The sequence below is a fragment of the Arthrobacter globiformis genome (genome assembly GCF_030815865.1).
Taxonomy (GTDB): Bacteria; Actinomycetota; Actinomycetes; order Actinomycetales; family Micrococcaceae; genus Arthrobacter; species Arthrobacter globiformis_B.
Genome location: NZ_JAUSXI010000001.1, coordinates 2,210,742 through 2,236,160, shown reverse-complemented (window position 1 = coordinate 2,236,160; position 25,419 = coordinate 2,210,742). Strand labels below are relative to the sequence as shown.

Here is a 25,419-nt window from a genome sequence, read left to right as displayed (position 1 = left end):
GGGTAAACGGATCGAGTCCAGTTTAGTTGCTCTCAGGAGAACACCGGCGGTGCCAGCGGCAGCAGTGCGGGTCCGGCGCTGACAGTGTCCGCGGACATTTCCCACACCCGCCGCAGAGCACAGAACTTCCACCAGTGGTGCTTCAGGACTTCCGGATTTGCGCGGACGGGGCGCACCTCGGTTTCACCGATGGCGACGGCGAGCAGGACCGGGGTATCGCCGTGCTGCCACGGTTCCCACTCCCCTGCCACGGGATCCACCAGGCTTTCCTCCGCCTTCATGCCGGCAACAAGCTGCATGACCACTTTGTCGTCCAAGGGCTTGACCTGCCCGTCACGCGTTGTGCCCTTGGTTTTGTAGTCGATGAGGCAGGTCCGTCCGTTGATCCTCGCGACGAGGTCCAGAGTTCCTGCATATCCAACCGTCTTGTTCCACACGGTGATCTCCGGCGCGATCGGCTCCACCCGGAACAACTCCCACCACTCATCGAAGCGGGCGGCAAAGCCCTCCTCGCCGTTGGAGGCCAGCGCTTCACGGGCTTCCTTCATCTGGTGCGGCCTGCCGAGGGCGCGCAGCGCCACCTGCTCGCAGTAGTAGTGCACCCGGTCCCCGCGCTGCGCGGCCTCGTCCCGATAGGTTTCGGCCGCCTTGGCCGCACGGTTAACCGCCTGCCGCACCCTTGCGGGGCTGCCCAGGATCTCCGGCAGCGAGGGATCCTTGGCGAGGCTGCTGGCACCCATGTAGCCAAACCAGCCGTCCAGTCCGTGGGGCTGCTGCCCGATGACGGTGGTAATGGAGGGAACCGTGAACTGCTCCGTGGTGGAGCGGGCGTACATGCGGCCATATTCCGTGGCGTGGGCGAGGAGTGGAGCGGTCATGGTGAGACTCTTTCACGGGGGTCAGACAAGTGATGCGAATACCGAAACGTTGACGCAGAAACAGAAAAGCCCGCCCCTCCCAGTTCTATCTCCTGGGCTGAACGGACTTTCCATCGGTGGGCGATACTGGGTTCGAACCAGTGACCTCTTCGGTGTGAACGAAGCGCGCTACCACTGCGCCAATCGCCCCGATGCATTTGAATGCTAGCGGACGATCGCGGGTTAACGGAAATCGGCGTCCTGACCCATGGAAAAGGTTAGTGGGGCAAGGTGCCCAAGGAGCGCCCGAGGCCACGGACCGTGACGGAGCCAGCCAGTCCAGGCTTCCGAAACTACACCCCTGTAATTCAAGAATTTCCCTAGAATTCAAGGAAGTAGGGCTTCCCCGGCCATGCCGCCAGTCCTCGATTTGGAGTTTCCCGGAACCTCCTATAGAGTTCTTACTCGTTGGAACGCGACGAACTGCCGAATACGGCAAGTAATCGCGGCTCCGAAATGCGGACGTAGCTCAGCTGGTAGAGCACCACCTTGCCAAGGTGGATGTCGCGAGTTCGAATCTCGTCGTCCGCTCGCAGGACACTGTCACGGCACTGATTCTCCGGAATCGACGCTTACACGGTGGGTTGGCCGAGAGGCGAGGCAGCGGCCTGCAAAGCCGTATACACGGGTTCGAATCCCGTACCCACCTCGGTGAAAACCATGGTTTCCGGTTTTGCCGGATGCAATGGGCGATTGGCGCAGCGGTAGCGCGCTTCCCTGACACGGAAGAGGTCACTGGTTCGATCCCAGTATCGCCCACGAGAGCAAGGAAACTTGCTTGTAGTTGAACGCTCGGCCACACGGCTGAACTTCAAAATGCGGACGTAGCTCAGCTGGTAGAGCACCACCTTGCCAAGGTGGATGTCGCGAGTTCGAATCTCGTCGTCCGCTCTCTTTTGATACTTAGGATCCGAACCCAGGAATACCGCCGGCTTCACCGGCTCCGGGCGATTGGCGCAGCGGTAGCGCGCTTCCCTGACACGGAAGAGGTCACTGGTTCGATCCCAGTATCGCCCACGAAACAGAGCAGCTCTCCGGAGCTGCTTTTTTCTTGTCCTCATACTGCTTGACAAATTTTGTCAAGAACTCCTTGGCAGGCACGGCCTTCGGGGCTAGGATCAAATGCGGAGGAGCGAACTGGCTCCGCAATTGAAGGGAGGTGCTCGTGGGTTTACTTGACGATCTGAAGGGCAAAGCTCAGGGTCTGATCCGCGGCAACGAGCAGGCCATCAAGGACGGCATCACCAAAGCAGGTGATTTTGTCGACTCCAAGACGGGCGGCAAATACACCAGCAAGGTGGATAAGGTCCAGACTGGCGCTTCCACTCTCGTTGACAAAGCCAATGAGAGGCCAACCCAGGGACCGGCGGACAACGTGCCGCCGGCTGAGAAGGCTCCGTAGCCAGGACTTTCCGGGCTTCGCCCCTAAACGTCAAATAGGTGCCGGTCCCGCCGAGAGGCGGTGCCGGCACCTTTCGCGTTCCCGAAAGAAGACTTGCCTGTTTACAGAAGCCCGTGTCTACGAGGGCTCGTGGTTCTGGCCTTCGCGGGCCAGCGCTGTAAGCCGGGAGACCGCCCTGAAGTACTTCTTCATGTAGCCACCGTTCATCATTTCCTCGGTGAACAGCTTGTCGAACGGCACGCCGCTGGCAAGGATCGGAACGTCCTTGTCGTAAAGGCGGTCGGCCAGCACCACAAACCTCAGCGCCACCGCCTGCTCGGTGATGGTTTCCACGTCCCGCCAGACAACGCCGTCCACACCGTCAAGCAGCTTGCGGTAGCGGCTCGGATGGACACCCGCGAGGTGCGAGATGAGGGTGCCGAAGTCATCCTCGGCAACCGTCTTGCCGTCGAACTCCGCCTTCATGTGGGTGTGGAGTTCGCTGTTTCGCAGCGGTGCCGGCGCAGCTGGGAGGCCGCGGTGGCGGAAGTCCTCGCCGTCAACCCTGATGACGTCAAACTGGTCCGCCAGGACCTGGATCTCACGCTGGAAATCCACGGCGGCAAAGCGGCCGTCGCCCAGCGAGCCGGGCAGGGTGTTGGACGTGGCCGCGAGCTTCACGCCGGCGTCGGCCAGTTCCCGCATGAGGCGGGACATCAGGACCGTGTCGCCCGGATCGTCAAGTTCAAACTCGTCAATGCAGACAAGCTTGTAGGAGCTCAGTGCGTCGACGGTCTTCCGGAAGGACAGGGCACCCACAAGGTTGGTGTATTCCACAAAGGTGCCAAAGGCCTTGGGGCCAGGGGCAGCGTGCCAGAGCGATGCCAGCAGGTGGGTTTTCCCCACGCCGAATCCGCCGTCGAGGTAAATGCCGGCGCGGGTGGTGGCGTCCTTCTTGCCAAAGAGCTTTTTGAACAATCCCCCGCCGTCTCCCGCGCCGATTCCGCCGGCGAAAGCCTGCAGTGCGTGCACCGCCGCCGCCTGGCTTGGCTGCTTCGGGTCGGGCCGGTAGCTTGCGAAGGACACCTGCCCGAACCTGGGCGATGGGTAAAAACCTTTGAGGAGCTCATCCACCGACACCGCCGGCGTCCGGGTGGCGAGCTTTTCGATCTGTACCAAGGTGGTCCATTCTGCTGGTGATTTGTCCCCAGCAAGAATACCGGCATTGGCCGCCCGCCCCGCGGGCAACGCCTTACTACCAGCGACGCCGTGAGCAAGCACACATTTCGTCCTGTTAACACACAGGAGCATTCGTACCGGCCCGTCGCTAGTGTTGGAGCAGTGACCCGCCGTCCCCCGGCGGTCTGACCTGACCGTTTCAGTGAAAGGCCATACGCATGTCCTACCCCGTTGAACAGAACGAGAAGTTCGCCGCCTACGCGCACCCTGAGCGGCTTGTTTCCACCGAGTGGCTGGCTGCGGCCATCGACGACGGCGCCCTTAACGACGGCAAACTCGTCGTGGTGGAGTCCGATGAAGACGTCCTGCTCTACGAAACCGGCCACATTCCCGGCGCGGTCAAGATCGACTGGCACACCGACCTGAACGACGAAGTGACCCGCGACTACGTTCAGGGCAAGGAGTTTGCCGCCCTGGCCGCCGCGAAGGGCATTTCACGCGACACAACGGTGGTCATCTACGGCGACAAGTCCAACTGGTGGGCCGCCTACGCCCTCTGGGTCTTCAGCCTGTTCGGCCACGAGGACGTCCGGCTGCTCGACGGCGGCCGCGACAAGTGGATCGCCGAAGGCCGTGCGCTGACCACCGACATTCCCTCGCCGGCCGTGGCGGACTACCCCGTGGTGGAGCGCAACGACACCCCCATCCGCGCCTTCAAGGAAGACGTCCTGGCCCACCTGGGCAAGCCGCTGATCGACGTCCGCTCCCCCGAGGAGTACACCGGCCAGCGTACCCACATGCCCGCCTACCCCGAGGAAGGTGCGCTGCGCGGAGGCCACATTCCCACCGCGGCCTCAATCCCGTGGGCGCGGGCAGCAGCAGAGGACGGCACCTACCGCAGCCGCGCCGAGCTTGAGGCGTTGTACCTGGGCGAAGCCGGTCTGGCCGAGGGCGACGACGTCGTGGCCTACTGCCGCATTGGCGAACGTTCCAGCCACACCTGGTTCGCGCTGAAGTTCCTCCTGGGCTTCGAAACGGTCCGCAACTACGACGGCTCCTGGACGGAATGGGGCAACGCAGTGCGCGTGCCGATCGCCAAGGGCGCGGAACGCGGCTCGGTACCGGCAGTTGCCACAAGGTAAGTGTCGTAAAAAAGCGGCGGACGGGGACAACCTGCGTAAGCTTGAAGTGATGAGTACTCAAGCACTTCCCACCGCCCTGGCGGAGATTGTCGACGACTTCCAGGCAGTGAGCGAGCCCGAGCGGCTGCAGCTGCTGCTGGAGTTTTCCCGTGGCCTTCCGGACCTGCCGGAGCGCCTGAATGACCACCCGGAGCTGCTGGAGCAGGTGGTGGAATGCCAGTCACCTCTTTTCCTCACCATTGAGACGGAAAAGAACGACGGCGCGTCCCCGGCCTTCCGGCTGTTCTTCAAGGCCCCGCCGGAGGCACCCACCACCCGTGGTTTCGCCGGAGTGCTCCACGAAGGACTGGACGGCCTTACCGCCGAGGAGATCCTGGCTGTTCCCGACGACATGCCGGAACTGCTCGGCCTGACCCGCGCCATTACGCCGCTGCGTATGCGCGGCATGACCGCGATGCTCGGGCGCATTAAGCGCAAGGTGGCCGCCGCGGCCCGGCTCCACGCCTAGGAACCGGACCCCGGATGGCGCGCAAGAACACGTCGCAGGGAACGCCTGCCACAGCCGTACTGGCTGCGGCAGGCGTTTCCTTTAACCTGCACCCGTACAGCCACGATCCGGCCGCGGCCAGTTACGGCATGGAGGCAGCCGAGGTCCTGGGGATCGATCCGGCAAGGGTCTTCAAGACGCTCATGGTGGAGGTCGACGGCAAACTGGCGGTCGGCGTCGTTCCTGTCAGCGGAAGCCTGGACCTCAAAGCGATAGCTGCGGCGCTGGGCAGCAAGAAGGCCGCCATGGCGGACCCCGCCGCGGCTGAACGGCGCACCGGCTACGTCCTGGGCGGCATTTCGCCCCTGGGACAGCGGCAGCCCTCCCCCACGGTCATCGACGAAACCGCCCTCACCCTGGACACGATCCTGGTGTCCGGCGGCCGGCGCGGCCTGGACATCGAACTGGATCCCCGCGACCTCGTGCGGCTCGCCAAGGCCGTCACGGCCGCGATCGGAACAGGCTCTCAGGCAGGCTGAACCGGTTCCGGCTGGCCGGGATTGCGGCGCGGCGCCAACTGCTGCTGCAGCCACGCCCGGACCAGCGCTTCCCATCGGACCGGATCCGCATTCCACTCCTTGGCATGGCGCGCTCCCTCGAACGGCTCGAACGTGACCATTTCCGGGTTCTTTTCGGCGAGCAGGGCCGAAGGCTGGTAGGGAACGTATTCGTCGTCCACGCTGTGGATGATGAGCGTCGGCGTCCTGAGTTCAACGGCCCGCGACACCCAATCCATAGATTTCAGGTCCACGGGCGCAGCGAGCCCGGTGAGCCTGCGGCCCACCTTGTGCCCCATCATCAGTTGGCCGTAACGGCCAACGGCCGACGGGATCCGGTTAAGTTCCGCGTGGTGGGCCAGCACGTTGACCCAGTCGATGACCGGCGCATCCAGGACCATGGCCCGGATGACATGCCGGTGCTCCGAGAGGTCCGCCGTCTGCAGGCAGATGGCCCCTCCCATGGACCAGCCGAAAAGCACGACGTCCCGGGCACCGCGGGCAAGGGCAAAGGCGATGGCGGCGTCGATGTCCCGCCACTCCGTGGAACCCAGCCCGTACCTGCCGTCGAATGCTGCCGGCGCCAGGCCGTCGTTCCGATAGGAAACCAGGAGGTTGGGCAGTCCGAGTTCGTGGGCCACCCGCGCTCCACGGAGGCACTCCTGCCGGGTTGCCCCGCGCCCGTGGACCATGATGGCCCAGGTTTCGGCGCCGGCATTACCAGGGATAAGCCAGCCAGGGGCAGTTCCGCCCTCAACTTCAATGCCGACGTCTTCGGCCGCCAGGCCCACGTCCGAGGGATGCTGGTACGTGGCGCCTCCCCACCAGGCGCGCCCTGCGGTTTCCAGGTTGCCGCTGTAGACGGCCTCCACCTCGCGCAGCACGGTGCGCTCGGCCGGGGAGTAGGACAGGATCCTGCCAATCCGGGCATGCCCGGCACCGGCGTCGAAGAAGATGCTGTACGTTCCGTCATGTGTTGTCTCCGGCGTGGCCGCGAGGATGACCTGCAGATCCCTGCCCTCCCGGATGACCGCCAGGACTTCCTGGTCCGCCGCCCGCACGCGGGCTGGGGTGAGGACGCGGCGGGCAAAGTAGAGCGCGAGGGCTGACGATCCGGCACCTAGCAGGGCAGCCGCCGTGCCGCCGGCAATGATTCCCCCGAGGGTCCACTTCGCCTTCAGGGACATCCCATTGCCCTGGGTAGTGGACGGGGGTGTCAAAGCAGCCTGCGCGGAATCCATGCCACCCATCTTGACGGATCCGGCCCTTTCCGGCACATTTACGGCCGAATGCAAGGGGACCAAATGCATGCGGGCCAAATACATGCGGCTACTGGCGGGCGGGACTAGGCTGATGCCATGAGCGATCCAATCGTCATTCTGACTGAAGAGCCGCTGGGTGCGGACGACCGCGTAAACATCGAACGCCTGGTGGACGGAGGTGACGCGCCCCTGGTTGTGCTGGTACCGGCCAACACGGAACGGCATCTGCTGGTGGACTTCCTCGAGAACCTTTCGATGCTGGACATTGCCAAGGCTTTCCGCGAGCTGACGGCCCATTCCCCGGACCCCACGGAGGAACGGGCAGCGGCAGACGCCACGCTGGCCACCTCGGTGAGCGCCCTGGAAGGCATCGGCGGCGGCGTTGCAGGCGAGGTGGTGGCCGGCGGGGCCGTCAACGGCCTCGTGGCCAAGGTCAAGGAGCTTGGCGCCGCCCAGGCCGTCGTCATCACCAGGCCGCATGCCGTTTCAGACACCTTCCATACCGACTGGGCCAACCGGGCGCAGGACAAGCTGGGCCTCCCAGTGCTGCATCTATATGCGGGCTCGGGATTTATCGGGGACTCCTGAGCGTTGGTCCGGTTATGAGCACTCCTGAGAAATCCGACCTGACCAACACCGCCGGCGAAGCATCACCTGCCGCCGGCCGGTCCGACGACGACTGGCGCCGCGAACTGACGCCGGAGGAATATCACGTGCTGCGCCAGGCCGGCACGGAACGCCCTTACACCGGCGAATACTGGGACACCCACACCGCCGGCGCCTACAACTGCCGCGCGTGCGGGACCGAGCTCTTCACCAGCAAGGAGAAGTTCGATTCGCACTGCGGCTGGCCGTCATTCTGGGCGCCCCTGGCCGAAGAGCGGGTGCGGTACATCCACGACCGGACCCTCGGCATGGAACGCATCGAGGTGCGGTGCGCCAACTGCGACTCGCACCTCGGGCACGTCTTCGAGGGCGAGGGGTACGGGACTCCAACGGACCAGCGTTACTGCATCAACTCCATCTCACTGAAGCTGGTTCCGGCCGCCGACGACACCCGGGCCTGAGATTGCCCGGCGCTGCGCCTAGTGGTTCTTCGGACCGCCCCGAGCCCTTCAGTTTCTTATGCTCACGCCTTTGATCGATTAGGAATCCTGTCTGCTTGCTACGCTCGCCGTAGAAGCTCAGGTAACCAGAAAGGCGAGGCCAGCGATGACCGTAACCGTACACACAGCACCAGCCCGAATCTCCGCGGAACACCCTGAATGGCAGCGCCTCAAGGGCGCGGCCATTGCCCTGCGGGACCTGCAGGTGCCAGACGGCTCCATCCCCGACCAGGCTGCCCACACGGCAGCGCACGGCCACGTCGAAGCCCTTGTCAGCGCCATCGAGGCGCTGGCACCGGCGTTTCCCCACGACGCCCTGTACCTGGACCTGGTGTGCCGCGACTTTGGGCGCTGGGCCGAGGGCGGGTTCGGCGTGCCGGATTTCCTGGACTCCCTGCTGGCGTTCCAGCCGCAGGCGGACCGCGAGAACGGCCTGCAGCACCTGGTGGTCTTCCCCATGTACACCCAGAACGGAAGCAGCAGCAGGCTCGTGGAGGCCGTCCTCATCGACGTCGTGTGGCCGGACTTCATTGCAGGCCTGGAACAGGGCGACTACTCGAACCGCATGTTCGTGCCCATCCGGTTCATTGACTTCACCCCCGGGTACGACACCAACTCCGCGGTGCTGTTCCCCGAGACGGTGGGGGTGCGCGCGACGCCCCGGTTCACCTGGGGCGCCATTTTCGCGGACCGGGAAGCGGCACGCTTCCGCCGCGTCCTCCGGGCCGCGGCCGACATCACTTCGCTGGAGCTGCCGGCGGGAGCCGCGGAACTCCTCGAGGACCAGGAACTCACCGAAAAGACCTTCGTCATGTGGGATCTGATCCATGACCGCACGCACATGCGCGGGGACCTGCCGTTTGATCCCTTCATGATCAAGCAGCGGATGCCGTTCTTCCTGTACTCCCTTGAGGAGCTGCGCTGCGACCTGACGGCCTTCCGGGAATCCGTGACGATCGAGAAGGACGAAGCAGCGGACCCGGAAGCCCGCCGGCATGCCAAACTCCTGCAGTACGCCGTCATTTTCGACCGCATCTTCCGGTTCGCCATCACCGGCAGCCGGGTGCGCAACTATGACGGGCTCGGCGGTCAGCTGCTCTTCGCGTGGCTGCACCAGCACCGCGTCCTTCACTGGACCGACAGCCGCCTGACCATCGACTGGGAACATGTCGCCGGCGTCGTCATGGAGCTGGGTGCCCGGATCGAAGAACTCTACTGGCGCTCCATCGACCGGCCCAAGACCGCCCACTGGCTGGCGGCCTATGAGCTGATCTCGGGCACCGTCACGCCGAACCCGGCATCAGTGTGGGCGAAGGGACCAGGCGCCCTCCCCCTCGACGGGCCGCCCCGGGGCCTCACGGATCAGGTCCTGGACGACGAGTTCCCGCTGTCCATGTTCTACGAGGCCCTGGAAAAGAAGATGCGCCCCGTCATCGAATCCACCGCAGGCATTACCGGCTCCTCGGACCCTGCGCAGACGCCGGACCCTGCGCTGCAGGAAACCGGCCCGACCGCGGCCGCCGCATGACCGGCGCAGCATGAGCGTCACCAGCATGGGCGACGGCAGGCCGCTGCGCGTGCTGGTCACGGGCGGCAGCTCACCTTCGGGGATCGCGGCCGCCCGTGCACTGCTGCAGGCCGGCTTTGCCGTCTTCACGGTGGGTTCGGACAAGGCACGCATAGAGGAGGCCGCGGAAACCGCGGGCGGCCCCACGCCGCTCGTGTGCGACCTCGCCGACCTCGCCGCAGTGCGGGAGCTGCAGCAAGAGCTCGCCCGCACCGCCGGAAAGATCGACGGCGTCATCCATCTCGTGGGTGGCTGGCGCGGCGCGCAGGGCATCACCAGCCAGACCGATGAGGCCTGGGATTTCCTGGAACGCAGCGCCGTCACGACGCTCCGGAACGTCACCCGGGTCTTCTACGACGACCTCGCCGCCTCGCCCTGCGGGCGTTTTGCCATGGTGTCCTCGACGGCGGTGGGCAGTCCCGCCGCCGGCGTCGCCAGCTATGTGGCGGCCAAGGCCGCCGCTGAGGCGTGGACCATGGCGGTGGCCGAGGGCTTCCGCCAGGACGCCCAAGGGCCCGAAGACCCGACCCGTGGCGGCCAGCACAGTGCCGCCGTCGTTTTCGTGGTGAAAGCGCTGGTGGACGCGAGCATGCGCAGCAGTCAGCCCGAACGGAAGTTTCCCGGCTACACGGACGTCGAGCAGCTGGCCGCGGCCGCCGTCGGACTCTTTAGCCAGCCCGCCGCGGAGCTGAACGGGCAGCGGCTGCTGCTGGCCCCGGTGCCCGCCGGCGCTGCAAGTACGTAGCGTGCCGCAACTACCTAGACTGAAAGCGTGACCAAAGAGATGACAACAACTGTTGAAACTGCCGGCAGCGGCACCATGGCCAGGCTGCACGACGCGTCGGTCCGCGGCTTTGCCTCGGACAACTACTCAGGGGTGCACCCCGAGGTGCTGGCCGCGCTGGCTGCCGCCAACGAGGGCCACCAGGTCTCCTATGGCGAAGACGCCTACACGGCCCGCCTGCAGGAGCTGATGGAGGAGCATTTCGGGCCGGGTATCGAATGCTTCCCGGTCTTCAACGGCACGGGCGCCAACGTGCTGTCCCTGCAGTCCCTCCTCCCGCGCTGGGGCGCGGTGGTTTGCGCGTCCACGGCACACATCAACATGGATGAGAACGGTGCCCCGGAGCGTGTGGGCGGCATAAAGCTGCTGCAGGTGCACACCCCGGACGGGAAGCTGACGCCGGAGCTCATCGACCGCGAAGCGTGGGGCTGGGGCGATGAGCACCGCGCCCAGCCCCTGGCCGTCTCCATCACCCAGACCACTGAACTGGGCACCTGCTACACGGCGGATGAAGTCCGGGCGATCGCCGAGCACGTCCACGCCAAAGGCATGAAGCTGCACATGGACGGCGCGCGGCTGGCCAACGCCGCGGCGCACCTTGGCGCTCCGCTGCGGGCCTTCACGCGCGACGCCGGCGTGGACATCCTGTCGTTCGGCGGAACAAAGAACGGGCTGTTGTTCGGCGAGGTGGTGGTGGCGCTGAATCCCGACGCCGCCCACGGGCTGCTGTTCCTGCGCAAGATGAATATGCAGCTGGCCTCCAAGATGCGGTTCATGTCCGCGCAGTTCATCGCCCTGCTCGAAGGTGACCTGTGGCTCCGTTCAGCCGGCCACGCGAACGCCATGGCTGCGAGGCTGCGCGCCGCGGTGGACAACATTGACGGCGTGGAACCCACGCAGCAAACGGAGTCCAACGGGGTCTTTGCGGTTTTGCCGGCAGGCGTGGCGGACAGGCTCCGGGAGTCCTTCCGCTTCTATGACTGGAATGAAGCCACCCGCGAGGTCCGCTGGATGTGTTCCTTCGACACCAGCGAGGAGGACGTCGATGCCTTCGTGGCAGCCATCAGGGACGAACTCGCCCGGCACCGGACCTCGCCGGCGGCAGGGCACTAACATGCGCGGGATTGCGTGAGCAGGCGGCGAGCCTGCCGGGATTGGCGGTTTCCATTGCGTACCCTGCGATTGTGAACGCACTTGCCCAGGTTCCCGCGAATTTTCTGTATGCGCTGGGAACGCTCCGCAAAGCACGCTGCCGCAGTGAACTGCGCCTCGACGAGATCCCGGCGCCCGCCCGGCTGGCGCCATTCGCCGTGGCCCTCGGCGCCGAGGTCATCGTTCCCAGCAGCGTTAAGGACCGCTCACCGGTTCACGGGCCGGCGGCCATGGCGCTGGCCCGGTCCGCCGCCGCCGGGGGCGATGCCGACGACGACGGCGAGGAGCTCGCCACCGGGCGCTTCATCCTGCTGCACGACCCCGACGGCTCCGCGGTGTGGGATGGCGAATTCCGGATCGTCACCTATATCCGGGCCCAGCTCGACGCCGAGATGGGCAACGATGAAATGCTGGGCTCCGTGGCGTGGACATGGCTCGTGGAAGCCCTCGAAACCCACCATGCCCCCTACCGCGCGGCTGGCGGCACCGCCACGCGTGTGCTGTCCGAAAGCTTCGGAACGCTGGCGGACCGGCCCGCCTCGATCGACATTGAACTTCGTGCCTCGTGGACCCCGGCCGGCGCCGACGTCCAGGCGCACCTCGAGGCGTGGTCTGACATGGTGTGCACCTTCGCCGGCCTCCCGCCGCTGCCCGAAGGCGTCTCCGCGCTCCCCCGCAGGCGCCGCAACTAAACTGCCCCCACCAACCAGCGTTGCCCAACGGGCGTTGCCCAAACGGCACCGCCAAAAAGTGCTGCCCAATTGTGCTGCCCAAACCGGTGGAGTAATTTCCACTGCAATTACGGCACGATTCTTTTGCCTAATGGCCTTCGCCGTGTAAAGTCCCGTGCTTAGGTGAGCCTAAGACGGGCTCCTCCGGCAGAAGGTGCTTTACATGACAGCCAACTTCCTCATCGGCCTCCGGGAGGGCCTCGAAGCGACGCTCATCGTCGTCCTGCTGATGGCCTACCTCACCAAGAGTGGCCGGCGCGCGCTGCTCCCCCGGCTGTGGGCAGGCGTTGGAATCGCTGTCGCCGTGTCCGTCGGCTTCGGCGCCCTGCTGACTTTCGGCCCGCGCGGCCTGACCTTCGAAGCCCAGGAAGCGATTGGCGGCGGCCTGTCCATCATCGCCGTCGGACTGGTCACCTGGATGGTCTTCTGGATGGCGCGCACCGCCCGCACGCTCGGCAGCGAACTCCGCTCCCGGGTCGATGGCGTGGCCGACGGCGCCGCCTGGGGCCTGGTGCTTGTGGCGGCTTTGGCGGTCGGGCGGGAAGGGCTGGAGACGGCACTGTTCCTGTGGGCCGCAGCCCAGGCCAGCGGAGAATCCGGAACCCCTCTGTTCGGCGCCCTCCTGGGCCTCGCCGTGGCTGCCGGGCTCGGTTACCTCCTGCACCGCGGCGTCCTGAAGGTCAACATGTCCCGCTTCTTCACCTGGACCGGCGTCGCCCTGGTGGTCATCGCCGGCGGCGTCCTCGCCTACGGCGTCCACGACCTGCAGGAGGCCGGCATCCTCCAGGGGCTGCACAGCCTCGCCTTCGACGTCTCAGCCGCCGTCCCGCCGTCGTCCTGGTACGGCGCCCTGCTGAAGGGGACCCTGAACTTCTCCCCCGCCACGACCTGGCTGGAAGCAGCCGCCTGGATCCTGTACGCCATCCCCGTCATGTTCTTCTACCTCCGTGCCAGCTTCCGCCCGCCGCTGCGGCGGGCGGGGGCCCCCGCCGCAACTGCCGCCGTCGCCTCCTGACCGGCAGCGCCTGCTTCCAACCAAACTCCGCACCTCAACACCCTGAACCGCAACAACCCGCTGCATCCCCAACACCCCCAAGGAATTCACATGTCCGGCTTCACCTCGCCCAAAACCCGCCGGACTGCCGGTGCCCGCCTCGCCGTCGTGGCAGCCACCGCAGTCCTCCCGCTGGCCCTCGCATCCTGCACCGACAACGCCAGCGCCAGCGCATCGGGCACCACAGACGGGCCCATCCAGGTCACCAGTACCGATTCCGAGTGCAAGGTCTCCGCAGCCAGTGCCCCCAGCGGGAACCTCACCTTCGCCGTGAAGAACGACGGCGCCGAGGTCACCGAGTTCTACGTGCTCGCCGAAGACGGCCTGCGGATCGTGGCCGAAGTGGAGAACATCGGCCCCGGGATCACCCGCAACCTGGTGCTCACCGCACCGGCCGGCAAATACATCACCGCCTGCAAGCCAGGGATGAAGGGTGACGGCATCCGCGCGGACTTCAACGTCAAGGACTCCGGCAAGCAGGCCACCGTGGACGCCGACCTCCAGAAGCTCGTGGACACCGGAGTCAGCCAGTACACGGCCTACGTCAAGGACCAGACCGAGCAGCTGGTGGCCGGAACCAAGGAATTCGCCGCCGCATACGCTGCAGGCGACGCAGCCAAGGCCAAGAGCCTCTACGCTGCCACCCGCATGCACTGGGAACGGATCGAACCCGTGGCCGAATCCTTCGGGGATCTCGATCCCAAGCTCGATGCCCGTGAGGCGGACCTCGAACCGGGGCAGAAGTGGACCGGCTGGCACCGTGCCGAAAAGGACCTGTTCCCGCCGGCCGGATACAAGGCACTGACCGCGGCCGAGCGTGGCGCACTCGCCAAGCAGCTGGTGGCCGACACGGCGGAACTCAGTACCCGCACCCGAACCGTGGAGCTCAGCGCGGACAAGCTCGGCAACGGCGCCAAGGAACTGCTGGATGAGGTGGCCCGCGGCAAGGTCACCGGCGAGGAAGAGATCTGGTCGCACACTGATCTCTGGGACTTCCAGGCCAACGTGGACGGCGCCCGGATCGCGTTCGAAAACCTCAAGCCTGCCCTGCAGCAGAAGGACTCCGCCCTGGCCCAGGACCTCGACGCCAAGTTCAGCGCCCTCCAGGCTGAGCTGAAGAAGCACGCCAAGGGCGACGGCTTTGCCTACTACAACGAGCTGGGCAAGGACGAGGTCCAGCGGCTCAGCGCCCTGGTGGACGCCCTCGGCGAGCCGCTGTCCAAGCTCACCGCGGCAGTTGTGCTGTGAGCGGCTGCCCCTTCGGCGGCGGCCAGCAGCCGCCCACCAGCTCCAACAGAGACCAGCAACCCAACGGCTCCGGAGAGCCGCCGGAGACGTCCGACGGCGTCAACCGCCGTCTGTCCCGCCGCGGACTTCTGGGACTGGCCGGCGTGGGCGGCGCGGGAGCGGTGGCCGGAGTCGCCGCCGGCCTGCTCGGCCACGACACCCTGGCGGCCGCTGCATCGCCCCCGGCCGCCAACGATTCCGTCATTCCCTTCTTCGGCGACCGGCAGGCGGGGATCACCACGGCTGCGCAGGACCGCCTGCACATGGCGGCCTTCGACGTCACCACCGACGACCGTGCGGCCCTCATCGAACTCCTCAAGGACTGGACCGCTGCCGCGGACGCCATGACCGCCGGCCGGACCACCGGAGCCACCGGCGCCGTCGATGGCCCGTATGACGCGCCGCCGGAGGACACCGGGGAAGCCCTGGACCTCGACGCCGGCCGGCTCACCCTCACGTTTGGCTTCGGCGCTTCCCTGTTCGAGAAGGACGGCAAGACCCGCTTCGGCCTCGACGGAAAGCGGCCCGATGCCCTGATCGATCTGCCGCACTTCCCCGGCGACGCCTTGGAGCCCGCCCGCACGGGCGGCGACATCGTGGTGCAGGCATGCGCCGACGACCCCCAGGTGGCCGTGCACGCCATCCGCAACCTTGCCCGGATCGCCTTCGGCAAGGCCCGTGTCCGCTGGTCCCAGCTGGGATTCGGCCGCACCTCGTCGACGTCGCGGGCGCAGCAGACGCCCCGCAACCTCTTCGGTTTCAAGGACGGGACCAACAACCTCAAGGCCGAGGACACCGCCCTGCTCGACGAGCATGTGTGGGCCGGCGCCGGATCCCGTACAGGCGAAGCCTGGATGGACGGCGGCAGCTACCTGGTGACGCGGCGCATCCGGATGCACATCGAAATCTGGGACCGCACCTCGCTCCGCGAACAGGAGGGCCTGATCGGCCGGACCAAGGGAGAAGGGGCACCCCTGTCGGGCGGCAAGGAGTTCACCGCCCCCGACTTCGCCATCAAGGGCAACGACGGCGAGCCCCTCATCGCCATGGACTCCCACGTCCGGCTGGCCCACGCAGACCAGAACGACGGTGTGCGGATGCTCCGCCGCGGATACAACTACACCGACGGTTCTGACGGGCTGGGCCACCTCGATGCCGGGCTGTTCTTCATTGCCTTCGTCAAGGACCCGCGGACACACTACGTGCCCATGCAGATGAGCATGGCCAAGGAGGACGTCCTGGCCCTGGAATACCTCAAGCACACGGGTTCCGGTCTCTTCGCCGTGCCGCCGGGCGTCAAGCAGGGCGGCTTCATCGGGGAAGGCCTCTTCGCCTGAGACTTCTTCACCTGGGCACTCTTCACGTGGGCTCCGGAACGTGAGCGCTGGGGCATCAACAACGCGCCGCCGTCGCTTCCGACGGCGGCGCGTGCCGGCCCGGAACGGCCCTTGGCCCTGCTGCCGGTAAACTAGGGACATCATGACCGCTCAAAATTCGGATAACACCACAGCCGGCGCTCCGGCTGCTGAAACCACACCCCATATAACGGTGGAAGGCTTTGACAGCCTGGTCCCCGTTGTCATCGATCTCGATTCCCCCCGCGACGGCGTCCCTCTGGTCATCGAAACCCAGGCGGGGCTGGAACGCTGCGCCGCCGCGATCGCCACGGGCACGGGCCCAGCCGGTGTGGATGCAGAACGCGCCTCGGGCTTCCGCTACGGACAGCGCGCGTTCCTCGTCCAGATCCGCCGGGAAGGTTCCGGAACATGGCTGATCGACCCCGAGCCGTTCGGGGACCTGCGAATTATTAACGACGCCCTGCGGGGCGTCGAATGGATCCTGCACGCCGCCAGCCAGGACCTGCCCTGCCTGTCCGAGCTGGGTATGTGGCCGGACAAGCTTTTCGACACTGAACTTGCAGCACGGCTGGCAGGCCTTCCCCGCGTCGGCCTCGCTGCCGTGATCGAGCAGCTGCTCGGTTTCGGACTCGCCAAGGAACACTCGGCAGCCGACTGGTCCACCCGGCCCCTGCCGGAACCCTGGCTCCGGTACGCCGCGCTCGACGTCGAAGTCCTGACGGAACTGCGCGAGGAACTCATCGAACTGCTCGAAGCGGACGGAAAACTCGAGTACGCCGAGCAGGAGTTTGCCGCGATCCTGTCCGCCGGGCTCGCAGCACCCAGGGTTGACCCCTGGCGCAAGACATCCGGACTCCACCAGATCAGGGACCGCCGCCAACTGGCCGCGGTGCGGGAGCTGTGGCTGGAACGCGACGCTTTGGCCCAAAAGCGCGATGTCGCCCCGGGACGGCTCATCCCCGATTCTGCCCTCGTCGCCGCAGCCAAGGCGATGCCGACGACGGTACCGCAACTGCTCGGCACCAAGGGATTCCACGGCAGGGCCGCCCAGCGGGAGGCCCCCCGCTGGCTGCGGTGCATCGCTGCGGCCCGGGCCCTCGAAGACCTTCCCCCGCTCCACCTGCCCACCAACGCCCCGCCGCCGCCCCGGGTCTGGGCCGACCGCGACCTTCCCGCGGCCGAGAGGCTGCAGACCGCCAGGCCACTGCTGCAGGAGAAGGCGGACGAACTCAAGATCCCGCTAGAAAACCTGCTGACCCCGGACTACCTTCGCCGCGTCGCGTGGCGGCCGCCGGAGGACATCACCGAGGCCGCCGTCGCCGACGAACTGCGCGGGCTGGGTGCCCGGCCGTGGCAGGTGGGAGTGGTGGCGCCGCTGATCACCGCGGCATTCCTCAACCCCCAGCCGCTTCCGCCCAAGGAAGCCAGGGAGCCAAAGGAAGCCTCCGCTTAGGAGCCTGAGCCGCATTAGAGCAGGGACGGTGGCGCGCCGCGTGCGACGACGGCGGTGCTGCCCGCGGTTTGGGCTTTTCGCTCCACCTAAGTGCCCAACTAGGTAGCAGTTCAGGGCGTTCTCAGCGCTGGGAATGCCCTGAGCTGCTACCTAGTTTTCGTTCTCGAGTGGATCAAAAGAATTTTTGATCCGGCCAGCATGTACCGAGCCAAATACCGGCGCAAACCAGGTACCGGTCCTAACCAAGTACCGGGCGCCGGTTGCAGCCAATGTTACTCACGAGTAACGTTGGATTTACTGATGCCCGGTCCCGACTGTCCGGCCCAGGCATGCCCGTCTCAATGAGGAGCCAGAATGAGCGCCGTAGATTTCCGCAAGCTTGCCGATCTCTTTCCGGATGAGGCGGTCACTCATTCCTCCGTGCAGGATATTGAACTTCCCGCCACCGACGGCAAGGCCAGCCCGGGCGTCCTCGCCCTGATCACGCTGGACAACGGCCTGGACCACTCCAGGCCCACCACGCTTGGCCCCAACACCCTGGTTGAATTGGGCGGCGTCCTCGAAGGGCTTCGCGAGCGGGCGGCCGCGGGCGAAATCGCGGCCGTGGGCGTGACGGGCAAGCCGAACTTCTTCGTTGCCGGGGCAGATCTGTCCGCGGTCACGAAGCTGCAGCAGCGGGAGCACGGCCTCTGGATGGCCCAGCTGGGGCATGAGGTCTACGCCACGCTGGCCAACCTGGGCGTTCCCAGCTTCGCCTTCATCAACGGCATGGCCCTTGGCGGCGGCCTGGAGATCGCCCTGCAGTCCACCTACCGCACGGTGTCCACCCACGCTGGAGCGCTGGCCCTTCCGGAGGCCTTCCTGGGGCTCGTGCCCGGATGGGGCGGTGTGTACCTGCTGCCACGGCTCATCGGGCCGGAGAATGCGGTGAAGGTGATGATCGAGAACGCGCTGAACAACAACCGCACGCTGTCCGGCCCCGAAGCCTGCAAGCTCGGCATCGCGGATGCGCTGTTCGAGCCGGAGGATTTCCTGGCGCACTCGGTCGCCTGGGCTGCGCGCGTCGTCGCCGGCACAGCACCGGAACGGCCCGCCGCCGTCGATCCCGCCGACCCCGCTGTTGCCGCCCGCTGGGCGGACGCCGTGGCCGCCGGCCGCGCCTTCGTCGAATCCAAAACATCCAACGCCTCCCCGGCTCCGGCCGAGGTGCTGAACATTATGGCGGCGAACCGGACCATGACCCAGGCGGAGTCCGCCGCGCTCGAATGCGAAACGCTGGCCGGCCTCATGCAGTCCGACGAGTTCCGTGCGACCGTCTACGCTTTCTTGGACCTCGTGCAGAAACGGGCCAAGCGGCCCGCAGGCGCCCCCGGCCGCGAGCTCGCCCGGCCCGTCACGAAGATCGGTGTGGTGGGCGCCGGCCTTATGGCCAGCCAACTCGCCCTGCTGTTCGCGCGCCAGCTTGGGATCCCCGTGGTTCTAACCGACATCGACCAGGAGCGGGTGGACAAGGGCGTTGGCTATGTCCACAACGAAGTGGACAAGCTGGTGGCGAAGGGACGGCTGGCCACCGACGCTGCCACCAAGGCCAAGTTGCTCGTGACGGGGTCTGTATCCAAGGAAACGTTTGCGGACGCCGACTTCGTCATTGAGGCGGTGTTCGAGGAATTGAACGTCAAGAAGCAGGTGTTTGCCGAACTCGAGGCCATCGTGTCACCGGAGTGCATCCTGGCCACGAACACCTCCTCGCTGTCCGTGACCGCCATGGCCGCGGACCTGCGGTATCCCGAGCGGCTCGTGGGCTTCCACTTCTTCAATCCCGTGGCCGTCATGCCCCTGCTCGAAGTTGTCCGGGCGCCGAAGACCGACGACGCCGTGCTCGCCACCGCCTTCGAACTCGCCAGGGGCCTGAAAAAGACCGCCGTCCTCGTCAAGGACGCCCCGGCATTCGTGGTCAACCGCATCCTGCTGCGGCTTATGGGCGAAGTCACAGCCGCCTTCGACGAGGGCACGCCAGCCGACGTTGCGGACGCCGCGCTGCGCCCCATGGGTCTCCCCATGACGCCGTTCACCCTCCTCGCCATGGTGGGACTGCCGGTGGCCCAGCACGTACAGGAATCCCTGCACGCGGCCTTCGGCGGCCGCTTCCCGGTCTCGCAGAACCTGCAGAAACTCGTCGACAACAAGATCGGATCCCTGTGGTCCACGGCAGCGGACGGCGGGCAGGAGATTCCGGCCGCCACCTCTGCCCTGATGTCCTTTGGCAGCACTCCGTCAACCGCAGAGGAAGTGCTGCGCCGGACCCAGGACGCCCTTGCCGAAGAAATTGGACTGATGCTCGAAGAGGGCGTGGTGGCCGGGCCCCAGGACATCGACCTGTGCATGATCCTGGGCGCCGGCTGGCCGATGTTCCTGGGCGGAATCACCCCCTACCTCGACAGGGTGGGAGCCTCGGAGCGCGTCAACGGCAGGCGGTTTCTTCCGCCGGGAGTGGCATCCCGTTCCTGACACAGCGCGAACGGACACTTGAGGCCCTGCTGGAGGGGCCTCAAGGGTCCATTCGCGCTCGGCACCGGCAAGCGCGGCCGAATGCACGGTCAGTGCGGCCGGAGCCGGCCGCCGTCCAGCCTGAGCAGCCGGTGGGCATGCGTCTTGGCGAACCTGAGGTCGTGCGTGACCATCACGACGGCGGCGCCGCGGCCGGCTGCCGCTGACACGGCGACCGTGAGCCGCTCCAGGCCATGGGCGTCAAGGGCCACCGTGGGTTCGTCCAGCGCGAGCACGGACGGTTCGCGCGCCAGGACTGTGGCGAGGGCCAGTAACCGCTGGCCTGACGCCGGCAGCTCATGGGGGTGGGCGTTTTCGCTGTCCCCAAGGCCGACGGCGGCCAAGGCTGCCCTGGCCCGTTCCGGCGCGTCCGAATCAAAGAGCCGGTCCAGCCCGAACAAAACTTCCCGCAGCACCGTCCGCTCGAACAGCTGATCAAGCGGGTGCTGGAAGAGGAGCCCCAGGCGGCGGGCCACCAGCCCTGTGGGAACACCGGCAATGGACTCGTCCGCCACGCGGACGTCACCGCGAAGCGGCCGGTAAAGGCCGTTGAGGAGCCGGAGCAGCGTGGACTTGCCAGCACCGTTGGGCCCGGTCACGGCCACGATTTCCCCGGGCATCACCTGCAGGTCAACATCCTCTAAGAGCAGGCTGCCCTCCTCCCAGGGCAAGCCGCGGGGCTGCCGCCCTCCCCCGAACCCGAAGGCCACACCTGCTAACTCCAAAGCCGCTCTAGTTCGAGCGGCAGTGGCTCCGGCAGCAGCCTCCGCCACGGGAAGCGTCAGCACCGCAGGCGGCGCCGGCGTCGGATCCGGCTCAGGCTCCCGGTCAGCGGACGAGATGACGACTTCAGGGGACGTGATGACGACGCCGGATTCAGCCAGTGCGCCTCCCTGCAGGATCCGGGCGGGCGGTCCCGCGGCCGTCTCCTGCCCGCCCGTCAGTACCAGCCAGCGCTCCGCCGCGCGGGTCAGCGCGTCGGCGTGCTGACTCAGCACCACCACCGCGGTGCCACGGGCCAGCTCGGCATGGACCAGATCCACAACGGTCCGGATACCGGCCCGGTCCAGGGACTCGAGCGGCTCGTCAAGGACCAGGACACCAGGACCGTCCACCACAGCGCAGCCCACAGCCAAGCGGCGGAGCTCGCCGCCGGACAGCGTTCCAGGATCCCGCTCCAACAACCCGTCGAGTCCGGTCCGGCGGGCAATATCGGTGACGGTCAGCACCATCTCGTTGCGGGGAACTCCGCGGTTCTCCAGGCTGAAGGCGAGCTCCTCCTTCACGGTTCCACGGACCGCCGACAGCATGGACGCCGCGTCCTGCGGCACATAGCCGACGTGCCGTGCCCACGCCCCCGGATCGATCCGCGGATCGTCCGGTACTCCGGTAAAGCGCAGCGGGCCGCTGCCTGCCCGATGCCCGGCCACCTCCAGCTGCAGGCTTCCGGCCAGCGTTCCGTCCCTGCCGCCGATTAGCCAGGCACCAAGGAGGCGTCCCAGCGTGGATTTTCCGCTGCCGGATCCGCCCAGCACCGCCGTCAGCGTGCCGGGCGCGGCGGCCACCTTCACCCCTTGCAGCGCGGGGCTGTGATCGCCGTGGTATGAAAACGAGGCGATGGAGGCCAGCAACGTGGTTGCGGCAGTCCTGTCCGCGATCATCCGCCGCCACTCCCGGACAGGGTTCCTGCCAAAAGTGCATCAGCGATGCGCCAGCCCCCGGCCGCCAGGGCAAGCACGATAGCCAAAACGCGGAACGTCGCCTGGGCGGCTGAATCGCGGACCTCCGTGTAGCTGGTCCGGGGACCGGGGCTCCTGAACCCCCTCGCGTCGAGGGACTGTGCCCGCATGCCGGCGTCGTGAACCAGGCCCAGCACCAGCGGGACCATCTGCAGCCGGATGGCCACGACCCGGCTGCCAATCCCCCGTCCCACCACAAGTCCGCGCGACTCCTGCGCCCGGCGGACCTTGTCCAGCCGCGCGGCGACCAGCGGGGCAAGAAGCAGCGTGGAGGCCAGCACATATCCCACCTGCGGCGGGACACGGCGGGCAGCCAGGGCGGCAACCAGCTCGGGGATCCTGACGCTGAAGGAAAACACCATCAGCACCAGGACGAAGGCTGCCGTGCGGAGCCCCATTTCCAGGGCGAAGGTCAGACCCTCGACGGTGACCCGGGCGGGGCCCCAGGCGGCCAGCACCGTGCGCCCCTCCGGGAAGAAAAGGCCGTGGATCACCAGCAGCGAAAGCCAGAAGGGCACAACGATGGCTGCCGCGGCCAGGAGAACCCGCCGCACGATGCCCGCGGCGGCGGATAGCAGCACTGCGCCGACTGCCACGGTGAGGGATGCCGCCCAACTGGAGGCCGCCGTCGTAATGACCAGCACGGCGGCGGCAGCCGTCAGCGCGGTCAGCGGGTTGAGGCGTGCGGCCACCTGGTCAGGAATCCCCAGTGGTCAGGAATTCCGCGCGGCCGGCTCCTTGCCGGCCAGGACGCGGAAGCGGCGGACGAACGGGAACTGGAACGTGGTGCGCCGCGGCAGGGCGTAGACCAGCATGGCGGCGATGGCGAAGACGATGGCCTTGTCCATGGGATCGGAGATCAGGGCCTGCTTGGTGATGGCGGCCAGCAGGGTGTCGCCCATGGCACGGAAGGCGCTGACGATCGCACCGGTGCCCGCCCCTGAGGTGCCGCCAAAGACGAACGCGGCGATCGGCGCGGACACGACCCCGGCGATGATGCCGGTAACGAAGCCGGCAACCGGGGCCAGGTAGAACCGGCGGAACAGCCCGTAGCGTGCGGCCACACCGGCCAGGAAGCCGATCAGGGCGGCGCCGGCCGCGAAGGGCAGGACCGTGGGGTTGAAGAACGACCACACGATGCTGCTCAGGGCACCGGTGGCGGCGCCGGCCGCAGGTCCTGCCAGGACGGCGATGAGCACGGTGCCGATGGAATCGAGGTAGAACGGCAGGCCGCTGGTGCCCATGAGCTGTCCCAGCACGATGTTCAGGACAAGGGCCACCGGAATGAGCACCACGGTGGACGTGGGCAGGGTGGGGAGCACGCCCACGATCAGCAGCAGGGCGCCAAGGAGGAATCCGCCCAGCGCGACGAGCGAGGAAACGCTGCCGAGCCCGCCCGCAATGTCGGCAGGCTGGGTGAGGACCAGGAAGATGAAGGTGGCGGCGATGGCAGCGGCGCCGAGCAGTTCGAGGAGCCTCCGGCGGCGGGCGGCTTTCCGGTCCGTGGGGGGAAGCGTAAGCGACTGCTGTGACATGGTGGATCCTTAGGCTGAAAACGGCGGGTCCCGCACCCGTGGCGTGATCTTCCGCGTACGCGGAAGCAGGCGCCTATGTCACCTTGGCGCGGCTACCATCCTACCGACCCGCAGGCACGGCTAGCTACGCTGCCCCGCTGCCGCGGCCAGCTTGCCCACCGAGGAGATCAGTTCGTCGAAGCACTGCTCGGGATCGTTTGAGGTGACAATCCTGGCATTGAACGGCTCCTTCCAGATGCCCCGGAAGTCGGCAACGGTGGTCCCGACCAGACGGGACGATTCCGTTTCCACGTGCACTGTGGCCGGCCGCGTGCCGAACGGGGTGCGTCCGATGGCCGCAGCTGCGGCGAACGCGTCATGCATGTGCGCGATGTAGCCCTGGTCGTAGAGCCGGTGGAACTCCATGTAGAAGCGGATGGCATCCGAGAGGCACGCCACGAGCGGGTTGCCCGAGCGGCTGCGCTGGCCTTCCGGCTGTTCGGGCAACACGAGTTCCGGTTCGGCTCCGGCAGCCTCGGCGAGCCGCCGCAGGTGCTCGGGCCGCAGCTCAATGCGTTCGGTGGTCTCGAGGGCGCACACCACCGGAAGGCTGTCCTCCGGAAGGCCCCCGTAGGCGGCGAAGACCTCCGCGGCCGCGTGCGGGTCCACGGAAACGTTCCACTCCGCCGTCGGCGTCGTGTTGCCCTGGTAGTTAAAGCAACCGCCCATGATGACCAGCCCCTTGAGCAGCTTGGGAAGATCCGGTTCCGCCCGCAGCGCCAGCGCGAAGTTTGTCAGCGGCCCGGTGATGAGCCCGGTGACCTCACCCGGGCGTGCCCGGGCCGTTTCCACCCACACGTCAACGGCATGCCGGGATGAAATCCCGCGCTTCGGCGGCGGGAGCTCGGCATAGCCGATTCCCTGCGGGCCGTGCGTTTCCTCCGTGGTGACCAGCGGAATCTCCAGGGGCACTTCCGCGCCCACTGCAACTTCAACGCCGGCCCGGCCGCAGAGTTCCAGCAGTGCGAGGTTGTTCAGTGCCACCTGGCGGGCGCCCACATTGCCCGCCGTGCAGGTGATGGCCTCGATCCGGACCTCCGGCCGGGACAGCAGGTAAACCAGTGCGAGGGCGTCATCGATCCCGGTGTCGACATCCATGAGGATGGACGGCATTAGAACAGGGCCACCTTGGGGGTCTGCGGGAAGATGGCATCCAGTTCGTCAAGTTCGGCCCGGTCCGGCACCCAGGCCACCGCCCCGGCATTCTGCCGGACCTGGTCGGGACGCGTGGCGCCAGCTATCACACTGCTGACCGACGGCTGCGCCGCAAGCCAGGAGAAGGCCACCTGCACTTCAGTCAGGTCACGGGCGGCGGCGAAGGCGCTGAACGCCTTCAGCTGCTGCCAGTCGGCGTCGTGCACCAAGTTGGTCCGTGTGTGGCTGAGGCGTGAACCTTCCGGAGCCTGGTCCTGCGCGTACTTGCCGGTCAGGAGGCCGTTGGCCAGCGGGAAGTAAGGCAGCACGCCCAGCCCGTAGGCCTCGGCCGCCGGGGTGACTTCCTGCTCTGCGCGGCGGTCCAGGAGGTTGTAGTGGTTCTGTGCGGAGACAAACCGGGCCCCGCCGCGGGCGCGCGCCACGTATTCGGCCTCGGCGATCTGCCAGCCGGCGCGGTTCGAGTGGCCGATGTAGCGCACCTTGCCACTGGTGACGAGGTCGTTCAGTGCGTCGAGGGTCTCCTCGATCGGCGTCAGGGGGTCGGGCGTGTGGAACTGGTACAGGTCGATGTAGTCGGTTCCGAGCCGGCGCAGGGAGGCCTCCGCGGCGCGGATGACATAGCGGCGTGAACCGCGGGCGCCGAAGTCCTCGCCGTTGGCTCCGCGCATGTCCATGCCGAACTTCGTAGCCACCACGACGTCGTCCCGCCTGGCCCCCAGCGCCCTGCCGAGCATCGTTTCGCTGAGTCCCGGTCCGCGGCCGTAAGTGTCGGCGACGTCGAAAAGGGTCACCCCGGCTTCGAGGGCGGCGTGCACGACGGCGTCCGTCCCCTCCTGCGATTCGGTCACCGTGTTGGCCCGGCCGAGGTTGTTGCAGCCAAGGCCCACGACAGAGACGGTCAGTCCGGATTTTCCAAGACGGCGGTATTCAGTCATGGAATCACCCTATAACGGCCCCGGCGGCAGCTCTCGCGTCCCGCCTTTGCGG

23 protein-coding genes and 6 tRNA genes are annotated in these 25,419 nt (G+C 66.9%); 20 read left to right on the top strand and 9 right to left on the bottom strand.

Annotated elements, in window-relative coordinates; all coding sequences use genetic code 11:
• Nucleotides 1-32: 32 nt before the first annotated feature.
• On the bottom strand, nucleotides 33-878 hold the full coding sequence (locus QFZ33_RS10175; protein ID WP_307027083.1) for a cytochrome: 846 nt from the start codon (nucleotides 876-878) through the stop codon (nucleotides 33-35).
• A 117-nt stretch (nucleotides 879-995) separates the two neighbouring features.
• Nucleotides 996-1,067, bottom strand: a tRNA-Val gene (locus QFZ33_RS10170).
• A gap of 308 nt (nucleotides 1,068-1,375) precedes the next feature.
• Here QFZ33_RS10170 and QFZ33_RS10165 point away from each other — a divergent pair.
• The 6 genes from QFZ33_RS10165 to QFZ33_RS10140 all read left to right on the top strand — a co-directional run bounded on the left by QFZ33_RS10165 (nucleotide 1,376) and on the right by QFZ33_RS10140 (nucleotide 2,319).
• Nucleotides 1,376-1,448, top strand: a tRNA-Gly gene (locus tag QFZ33_RS10165).
• Nucleotides 1,449-1,495: 47 nt separating this feature from the next.
• Nucleotides 1,496-1,566 (top strand) — tRNA-Cys (locus QFZ33_RS10160).
• 38 nt (nucleotides 1,567-1,604) lie between these two features.
• Nucleotides 1,605-1,676: transfer RNA gene (locus QFZ33_RS10155), tRNA-Val, on the top strand.
• Between the two features lie 59 nt (nucleotides 1,677-1,735).
• A tRNA-Gly gene (locus QFZ33_RS10150) sits at nucleotides 1,736-1,808 on the top strand.
• 54 nt (nucleotides 1,809-1,862) lie between these two features.
• Nucleotides 1,863-1,934 (top strand) — tRNA-Val (locus QFZ33_RS10145).
• 148 nt (nucleotides 1,935-2,082) lie between these two features.
• Nucleotides 2,083-2,319, top strand: a complete 237-nt coding sequence (locus tag QFZ33_RS10140; protein WP_307027080.1) for an antitoxin — start codon at nucleotides 2,083-2,085, stop codon at nucleotides 2,317-2,319.
• 117 nt (nucleotides 2,320-2,436) lie between these two features.
• On the opposite strand, the gene zapE is transcribed toward QFZ33_RS10140, so the two are convergent.
• Nucleotides 2,437-3,477 (bottom strand): cell division protein ZapE, encoded by a 1,041-nt coding sequence (gene zapE, locus QFZ33_RS10135; RefSeq protein ID WP_307027078.1) that lies wholly within the window; start codon nucleotides 3,475-3,477, stop codon nucleotides 2,437-2,439.
• Nucleotides 3,478-3,695: 218 nt separating this feature from the next.
• On the opposite strand from zapE, the gene QFZ33_RS10130 reads away from it, so the two are divergent.
• The 3 genes from QFZ33_RS10130 to ybaK are packed head-to-tail and all read left to right on the top strand — an operon-like array spanning nucleotide 3,696 to nucleotide 5,645.
• On the top strand, nucleotides 3,696-4,619 hold the full coding sequence (locus QFZ33_RS10130) for a sulfurtransferase (protein ID WP_307027076.1): 924 nt from the start codon (nucleotides 3,696-3,698) through the stop codon (nucleotides 4,617-4,619).
• Nucleotides 4,620-4,668: 49 nt separating this feature from the next.
• A complete protein-coding gene (locus QFZ33_RS10125; RefSeq protein WP_307027074.1) occupies nucleotides 4,669-5,127 on the top strand; it encodes a SufE family protein in 459 nt (152 codons plus the stop codon).
• Between the two features lie 14 nt (nucleotides 5,128-5,141).
• On the top strand, nucleotides 5,142-5,645 hold the full coding sequence (gene ybaK / locus QFZ33_RS10120; protein ID WP_307027071.1) for a Cys-tRNA(Pro) deacylase: 504 nt from the start codon (nucleotides 5,142-5,144) through the stop codon (nucleotides 5,643-5,645).
• Here ybaK and QFZ33_RS10115 read toward each other — a convergent pair.
• A complete protein-coding gene (locus QFZ33_RS10115) occupies nucleotides 5,633-6,904 on the bottom strand; it encodes an alpha/beta hydrolase family protein (RefSeq protein ID WP_307027069.1) in 1,272 nt (423 codons plus the stop codon). The genes ybaK and QFZ33_RS10115 overlap by 13 nt on opposite strands.
• Nucleotides 6,905-7,021: 117 nt before the next feature.
• Between QFZ33_RS10115 and QFZ33_RS10110 the strand changes: the two genes are divergently transcribed.
• The 11 genes from QFZ33_RS10110 to QFZ33_RS10060 all read left to right on the top strand — a co-directional run bounded on the left by QFZ33_RS10110 (nucleotide 7,022) and on the right by QFZ33_RS10060 (nucleotide 19,925).
• Entirely contained in the window at nucleotides 7,022-7,513 is a 492-nt protein-coding gene (locus QFZ33_RS10110; RefSeq protein ID WP_214846930.1) for a hypothetical protein, read from the top strand.
• 14 nt (nucleotides 7,514-7,527) lie between these two features.
• Nucleotides 7,528-7,992: a peptide-methionine (R)-S-oxide reductase MsrB gene (gene msrB, locus QFZ33_RS10105; RefSeq protein WP_307027066.1), complete on the top strand. Its 465-nt coding sequence runs from the start codon at nucleotides 7,528-7,530 to the stop codon at nucleotides 7,990-7,992.
• A gap of 145 nt (nucleotides 7,993-8,137) precedes the next feature.
• Nucleotides 8,138-9,559 (top strand): DUF6421 family protein, encoded by a 1,422-nt coding sequence (locus QFZ33_RS10100; protein ID WP_307027063.1) that lies wholly within the window; start codon nucleotides 8,138-8,140, stop codon nucleotides 9,557-9,559.
• A 10-nt stretch (nucleotides 9,560-9,569) separates the two neighbouring features.
• Complete coding sequence (locus QFZ33_RS10095) at nucleotides 9,570-10,343, top strand: SDR family oxidoreductase (protein WP_307027062.1); 774 nt, start codon at nucleotides 9,570-9,572, stop codon at nucleotides 10,341-10,343.
• A 39-nt stretch (nucleotides 10,344-10,382) separates the two neighbouring features.
• Nucleotides 10,383-11,495 carry a threonine aldolase family protein gene (locus QFZ33_RS10090; RefSeq protein ID WP_307031758.1) on the top strand — a complete coding sequence of 371 codons (1,113 nt, stop codon included), beginning with the start codon at nucleotides 10,383-10,385 and terminating at the stop codon, nucleotides 11,493-11,495.
• Between the two features lie 68 nt (nucleotides 11,496-11,563).
• Nucleotides 11,564-12,226 carry a DUF3000 domain-containing protein gene (locus QFZ33_RS10085; RefSeq protein ID WP_307031756.1) on the top strand — a complete coding sequence of 221 codons (663 nt, stop codon included), beginning with the start codon at nucleotides 11,564-11,566 and terminating at the stop codon, nucleotides 12,224-12,226.
• 202 nt (nucleotides 12,227-12,428) lie between these two features.
• Nucleotides 12,429-13,280: an iron uptake transporter permease EfeU gene (efeU, locus tag QFZ33_RS10080; RefSeq protein ID WP_307027060.1), complete on the top strand. Its 852-nt coding sequence runs from the start codon at nucleotides 12,429-12,431 to the stop codon at nucleotides 13,278-13,280.
• Nucleotides 13,281-13,370: 90 nt separating this feature from the next.
• The gene (gene efeO, locus QFZ33_RS10075) at nucleotides 13,371-14,567 is read left to right on the top strand and encodes an iron uptake system protein EfeO (RefSeq protein ID WP_307027059.1); all 1,197 of its coding nucleotides are present in this window, start codon (nucleotides 13,371-13,373) and stop codon (nucleotides 14,565-14,567) included.
• Nucleotides 14,564-15,943, top strand: a complete 1,380-nt coding sequence (gene efeB, locus QFZ33_RS10070) for an iron uptake transporter deferrochelatase/peroxidase subunit (protein ID WP_307027058.1) — start codon at nucleotides 14,564-14,566, stop codon at nucleotides 15,941-15,943. Before efeO ends, efeB begins: the two co-directional genes overlap by 4 nt.
• 142 nt (nucleotides 15,944-16,085) lie before the next feature.
• The gene (locus QFZ33_RS10065) at nucleotides 16,086-17,417 is read left to right on the top strand and encodes an HRDC domain-containing protein (RefSeq protein WP_307027056.1); all 1,332 of its coding nucleotides are present in this window, start codon (nucleotides 16,086-16,088) and stop codon (nucleotides 17,415-17,417) included.
• 354 nt (nucleotides 17,418-17,771) lie between these two features.
• Entirely contained in the window at nucleotides 17,772-19,925 is a 2,154-nt protein-coding gene (locus tag QFZ33_RS10060; protein WP_307027055.1) for a 3-hydroxyacyl-CoA dehydrogenase NAD-binding domain-containing protein, read from the top strand.
• A gap of 89 nt (nucleotides 19,926-20,014) precedes the next feature.
• Here the strand turns inward: QFZ33_RS10060 and QFZ33_RS10055 are convergent, their stop codons facing one another.
• The 5 genes from QFZ33_RS10055 to QFZ33_RS10035 form a co-directional block, all read right to left on the bottom strand.
• A complete protein-coding gene (locus QFZ33_RS10055) occupies nucleotides 20,015-21,625 on the bottom strand; it encodes an ATP-binding cassette domain-containing protein (protein ID WP_307027053.1) in 1,611 nt (536 codons plus the stop codon).
• On the bottom strand, nucleotides 21,622-22,395 hold the full coding sequence (locus QFZ33_RS10050) for an energy-coupling factor transporter transmembrane component T family protein (RefSeq protein ID WP_307027052.1): 774 nt from the start codon (nucleotides 22,393-22,395) through the stop codon (nucleotides 21,622-21,624). The genes QFZ33_RS10055 and QFZ33_RS10050 overlap by 4 nt, the downstream gene beginning before the upstream one ends.
• Nucleotides 22,396-22,416: 21 nt before the next feature.
• Complete coding sequence (locus tag QFZ33_RS10045) at nucleotides 22,417-23,238, bottom strand: ECF transporter S component (RefSeq protein ID WP_307027050.1); 822 nt, start codon at nucleotides 23,236-23,238, stop codon at nucleotides 22,417-22,419.
• A gap of 120 nt (nucleotides 23,239-23,358) precedes the next feature.
• Nucleotides 23,359-24,390 (bottom strand): nucleoside hydrolase, encoded by a 1,032-nt coding sequence (locus QFZ33_RS10040; protein WP_307027048.1) that lies wholly within the window; start codon nucleotides 24,388-24,390, stop codon nucleotides 23,359-23,361.
• A complete protein-coding gene (locus tag QFZ33_RS10035) occupies nucleotides 24,390-25,367 on the bottom strand; it encodes an aldo/keto reductase (protein ID WP_307027046.1) in 978 nt (325 codons plus the stop codon). The genes QFZ33_RS10040 and QFZ33_RS10035 overlap by 1 nt, the downstream gene beginning before the upstream one ends.
• Between the last annotated feature and the right edge of the window lie 52 nt (nucleotides 25,368-25,419).

Coding starts and splice junctions, on each gene's coding strand:
- QFZ33_RS10100 (WP_307027063.1), top strand. CDS start 8,138: ATGACCGTAACCGTACACACAGCACCAGCCCGAATCTCCGCGGAACAC.
- QFZ33_RS10090 (WP_307031758.1), top strand. CDS start 10,383: ATGACAACAACTGTTGAAACTGCCGGCAGCGGCACCATGGCCAGGCTG.
- QFZ33_RS10175 (WP_307027083.1), bottom strand. CDS start 878: ATGACCGCTCCACTCCTCGCCCACGCCACGGAATATGGCCGCATGTAC.
- QFZ33_RS10095 (WP_307027062.1), top strand. CDS start 9,570: ATGAGCGTCACCAGCATGGGCGACGGCAGGCCGCTGCGCGTGCTGGTC.
- efeO (WP_307027059.1), top strand. CDS start 13,371: ATGTCCGGCTTCACCTCGCCCAAAACCCGCCGGACTGCCGGTGCCCGC.
- QFZ33_RS10045 (WP_307027050.1), bottom strand. CDS start 23,238: ATGTCACAGCAGTCGCTTACGCTTCCCCCCACGGACCGGAAAGCCGCC.
- msrB (WP_307027066.1), top strand. CDS start 7,528: ATGAGCACTCCTGAGAAATCCGACCTGACCAACACCGCCGGCGAAGCA.
- QFZ33_RS10060 (WP_307027055.1), top strand. CDS start 17,772: ATGAGCGCCGTAGATTTCCGCAAGCTTGCCGATCTCTTTCCGGATGAG.
- QFZ33_RS10065 (WP_307027056.1), top strand. CDS start 16,086: ATGACCGCTCAAAATTCGGATAACACCACAGCCGGCGCTCCGGCTGCT.
- QFZ33_RS10110 (WP_214846930.1), top strand. CDS start 7,022: ATGAGCGATCCAATCGTCATTCTGACTGAAGAGCCGCTGGGTGCGGAC.
- QFZ33_RS10130 (WP_307027076.1), top strand. CDS start 3,696: ATGTCCTACCCCGTTGAACAGAACGAGAAGTTCGCCGCCTACGCGCAC.
- QFZ33_RS10125 (WP_307027074.1), top strand. CDS start 4,669: ATGAGTACTCAAGCACTTCCCACCGCCCTGGCGGAGATTGTCGACGAC.
- efeU (WP_307027060.1), top strand. CDS start 12,429: ATGACAGCCAACTTCCTCATCGGCCTCCGGGAGGGCCTCGAAGCGACG.
- QFZ33_RS10035 (WP_307027046.1), bottom strand. CDS start 25,367: ATGACTGAATACCGCCGTCTTGGAAAATCCGGACTGACCGTCTCTGTC.
- QFZ33_RS10040 (WP_307027048.1), bottom strand. CDS start 24,390: ATGCCGTCCATCCTCATGGATGTCGACACCGGGATCGATGACGCCCTC.
- QFZ33_RS10115 (WP_307027069.1), bottom strand. CDS start 6,904: ATGGATTCCGCGCAGGCTGCTTTGACACCCCCGTCCACTACCCAGGGC.
- ybaK (WP_307027071.1), top strand. CDS start 5,142: ATGGCGCGCAAGAACACGTCGCAGGGAACGCCTGCCACAGCCGTACTG.
- QFZ33_RS10055 (WP_307027053.1), bottom strand. CDS start 21,625: ATGATCGCGGACAGGACTGCCGCAACCACGTTGCTGGCCTCCATCGCC.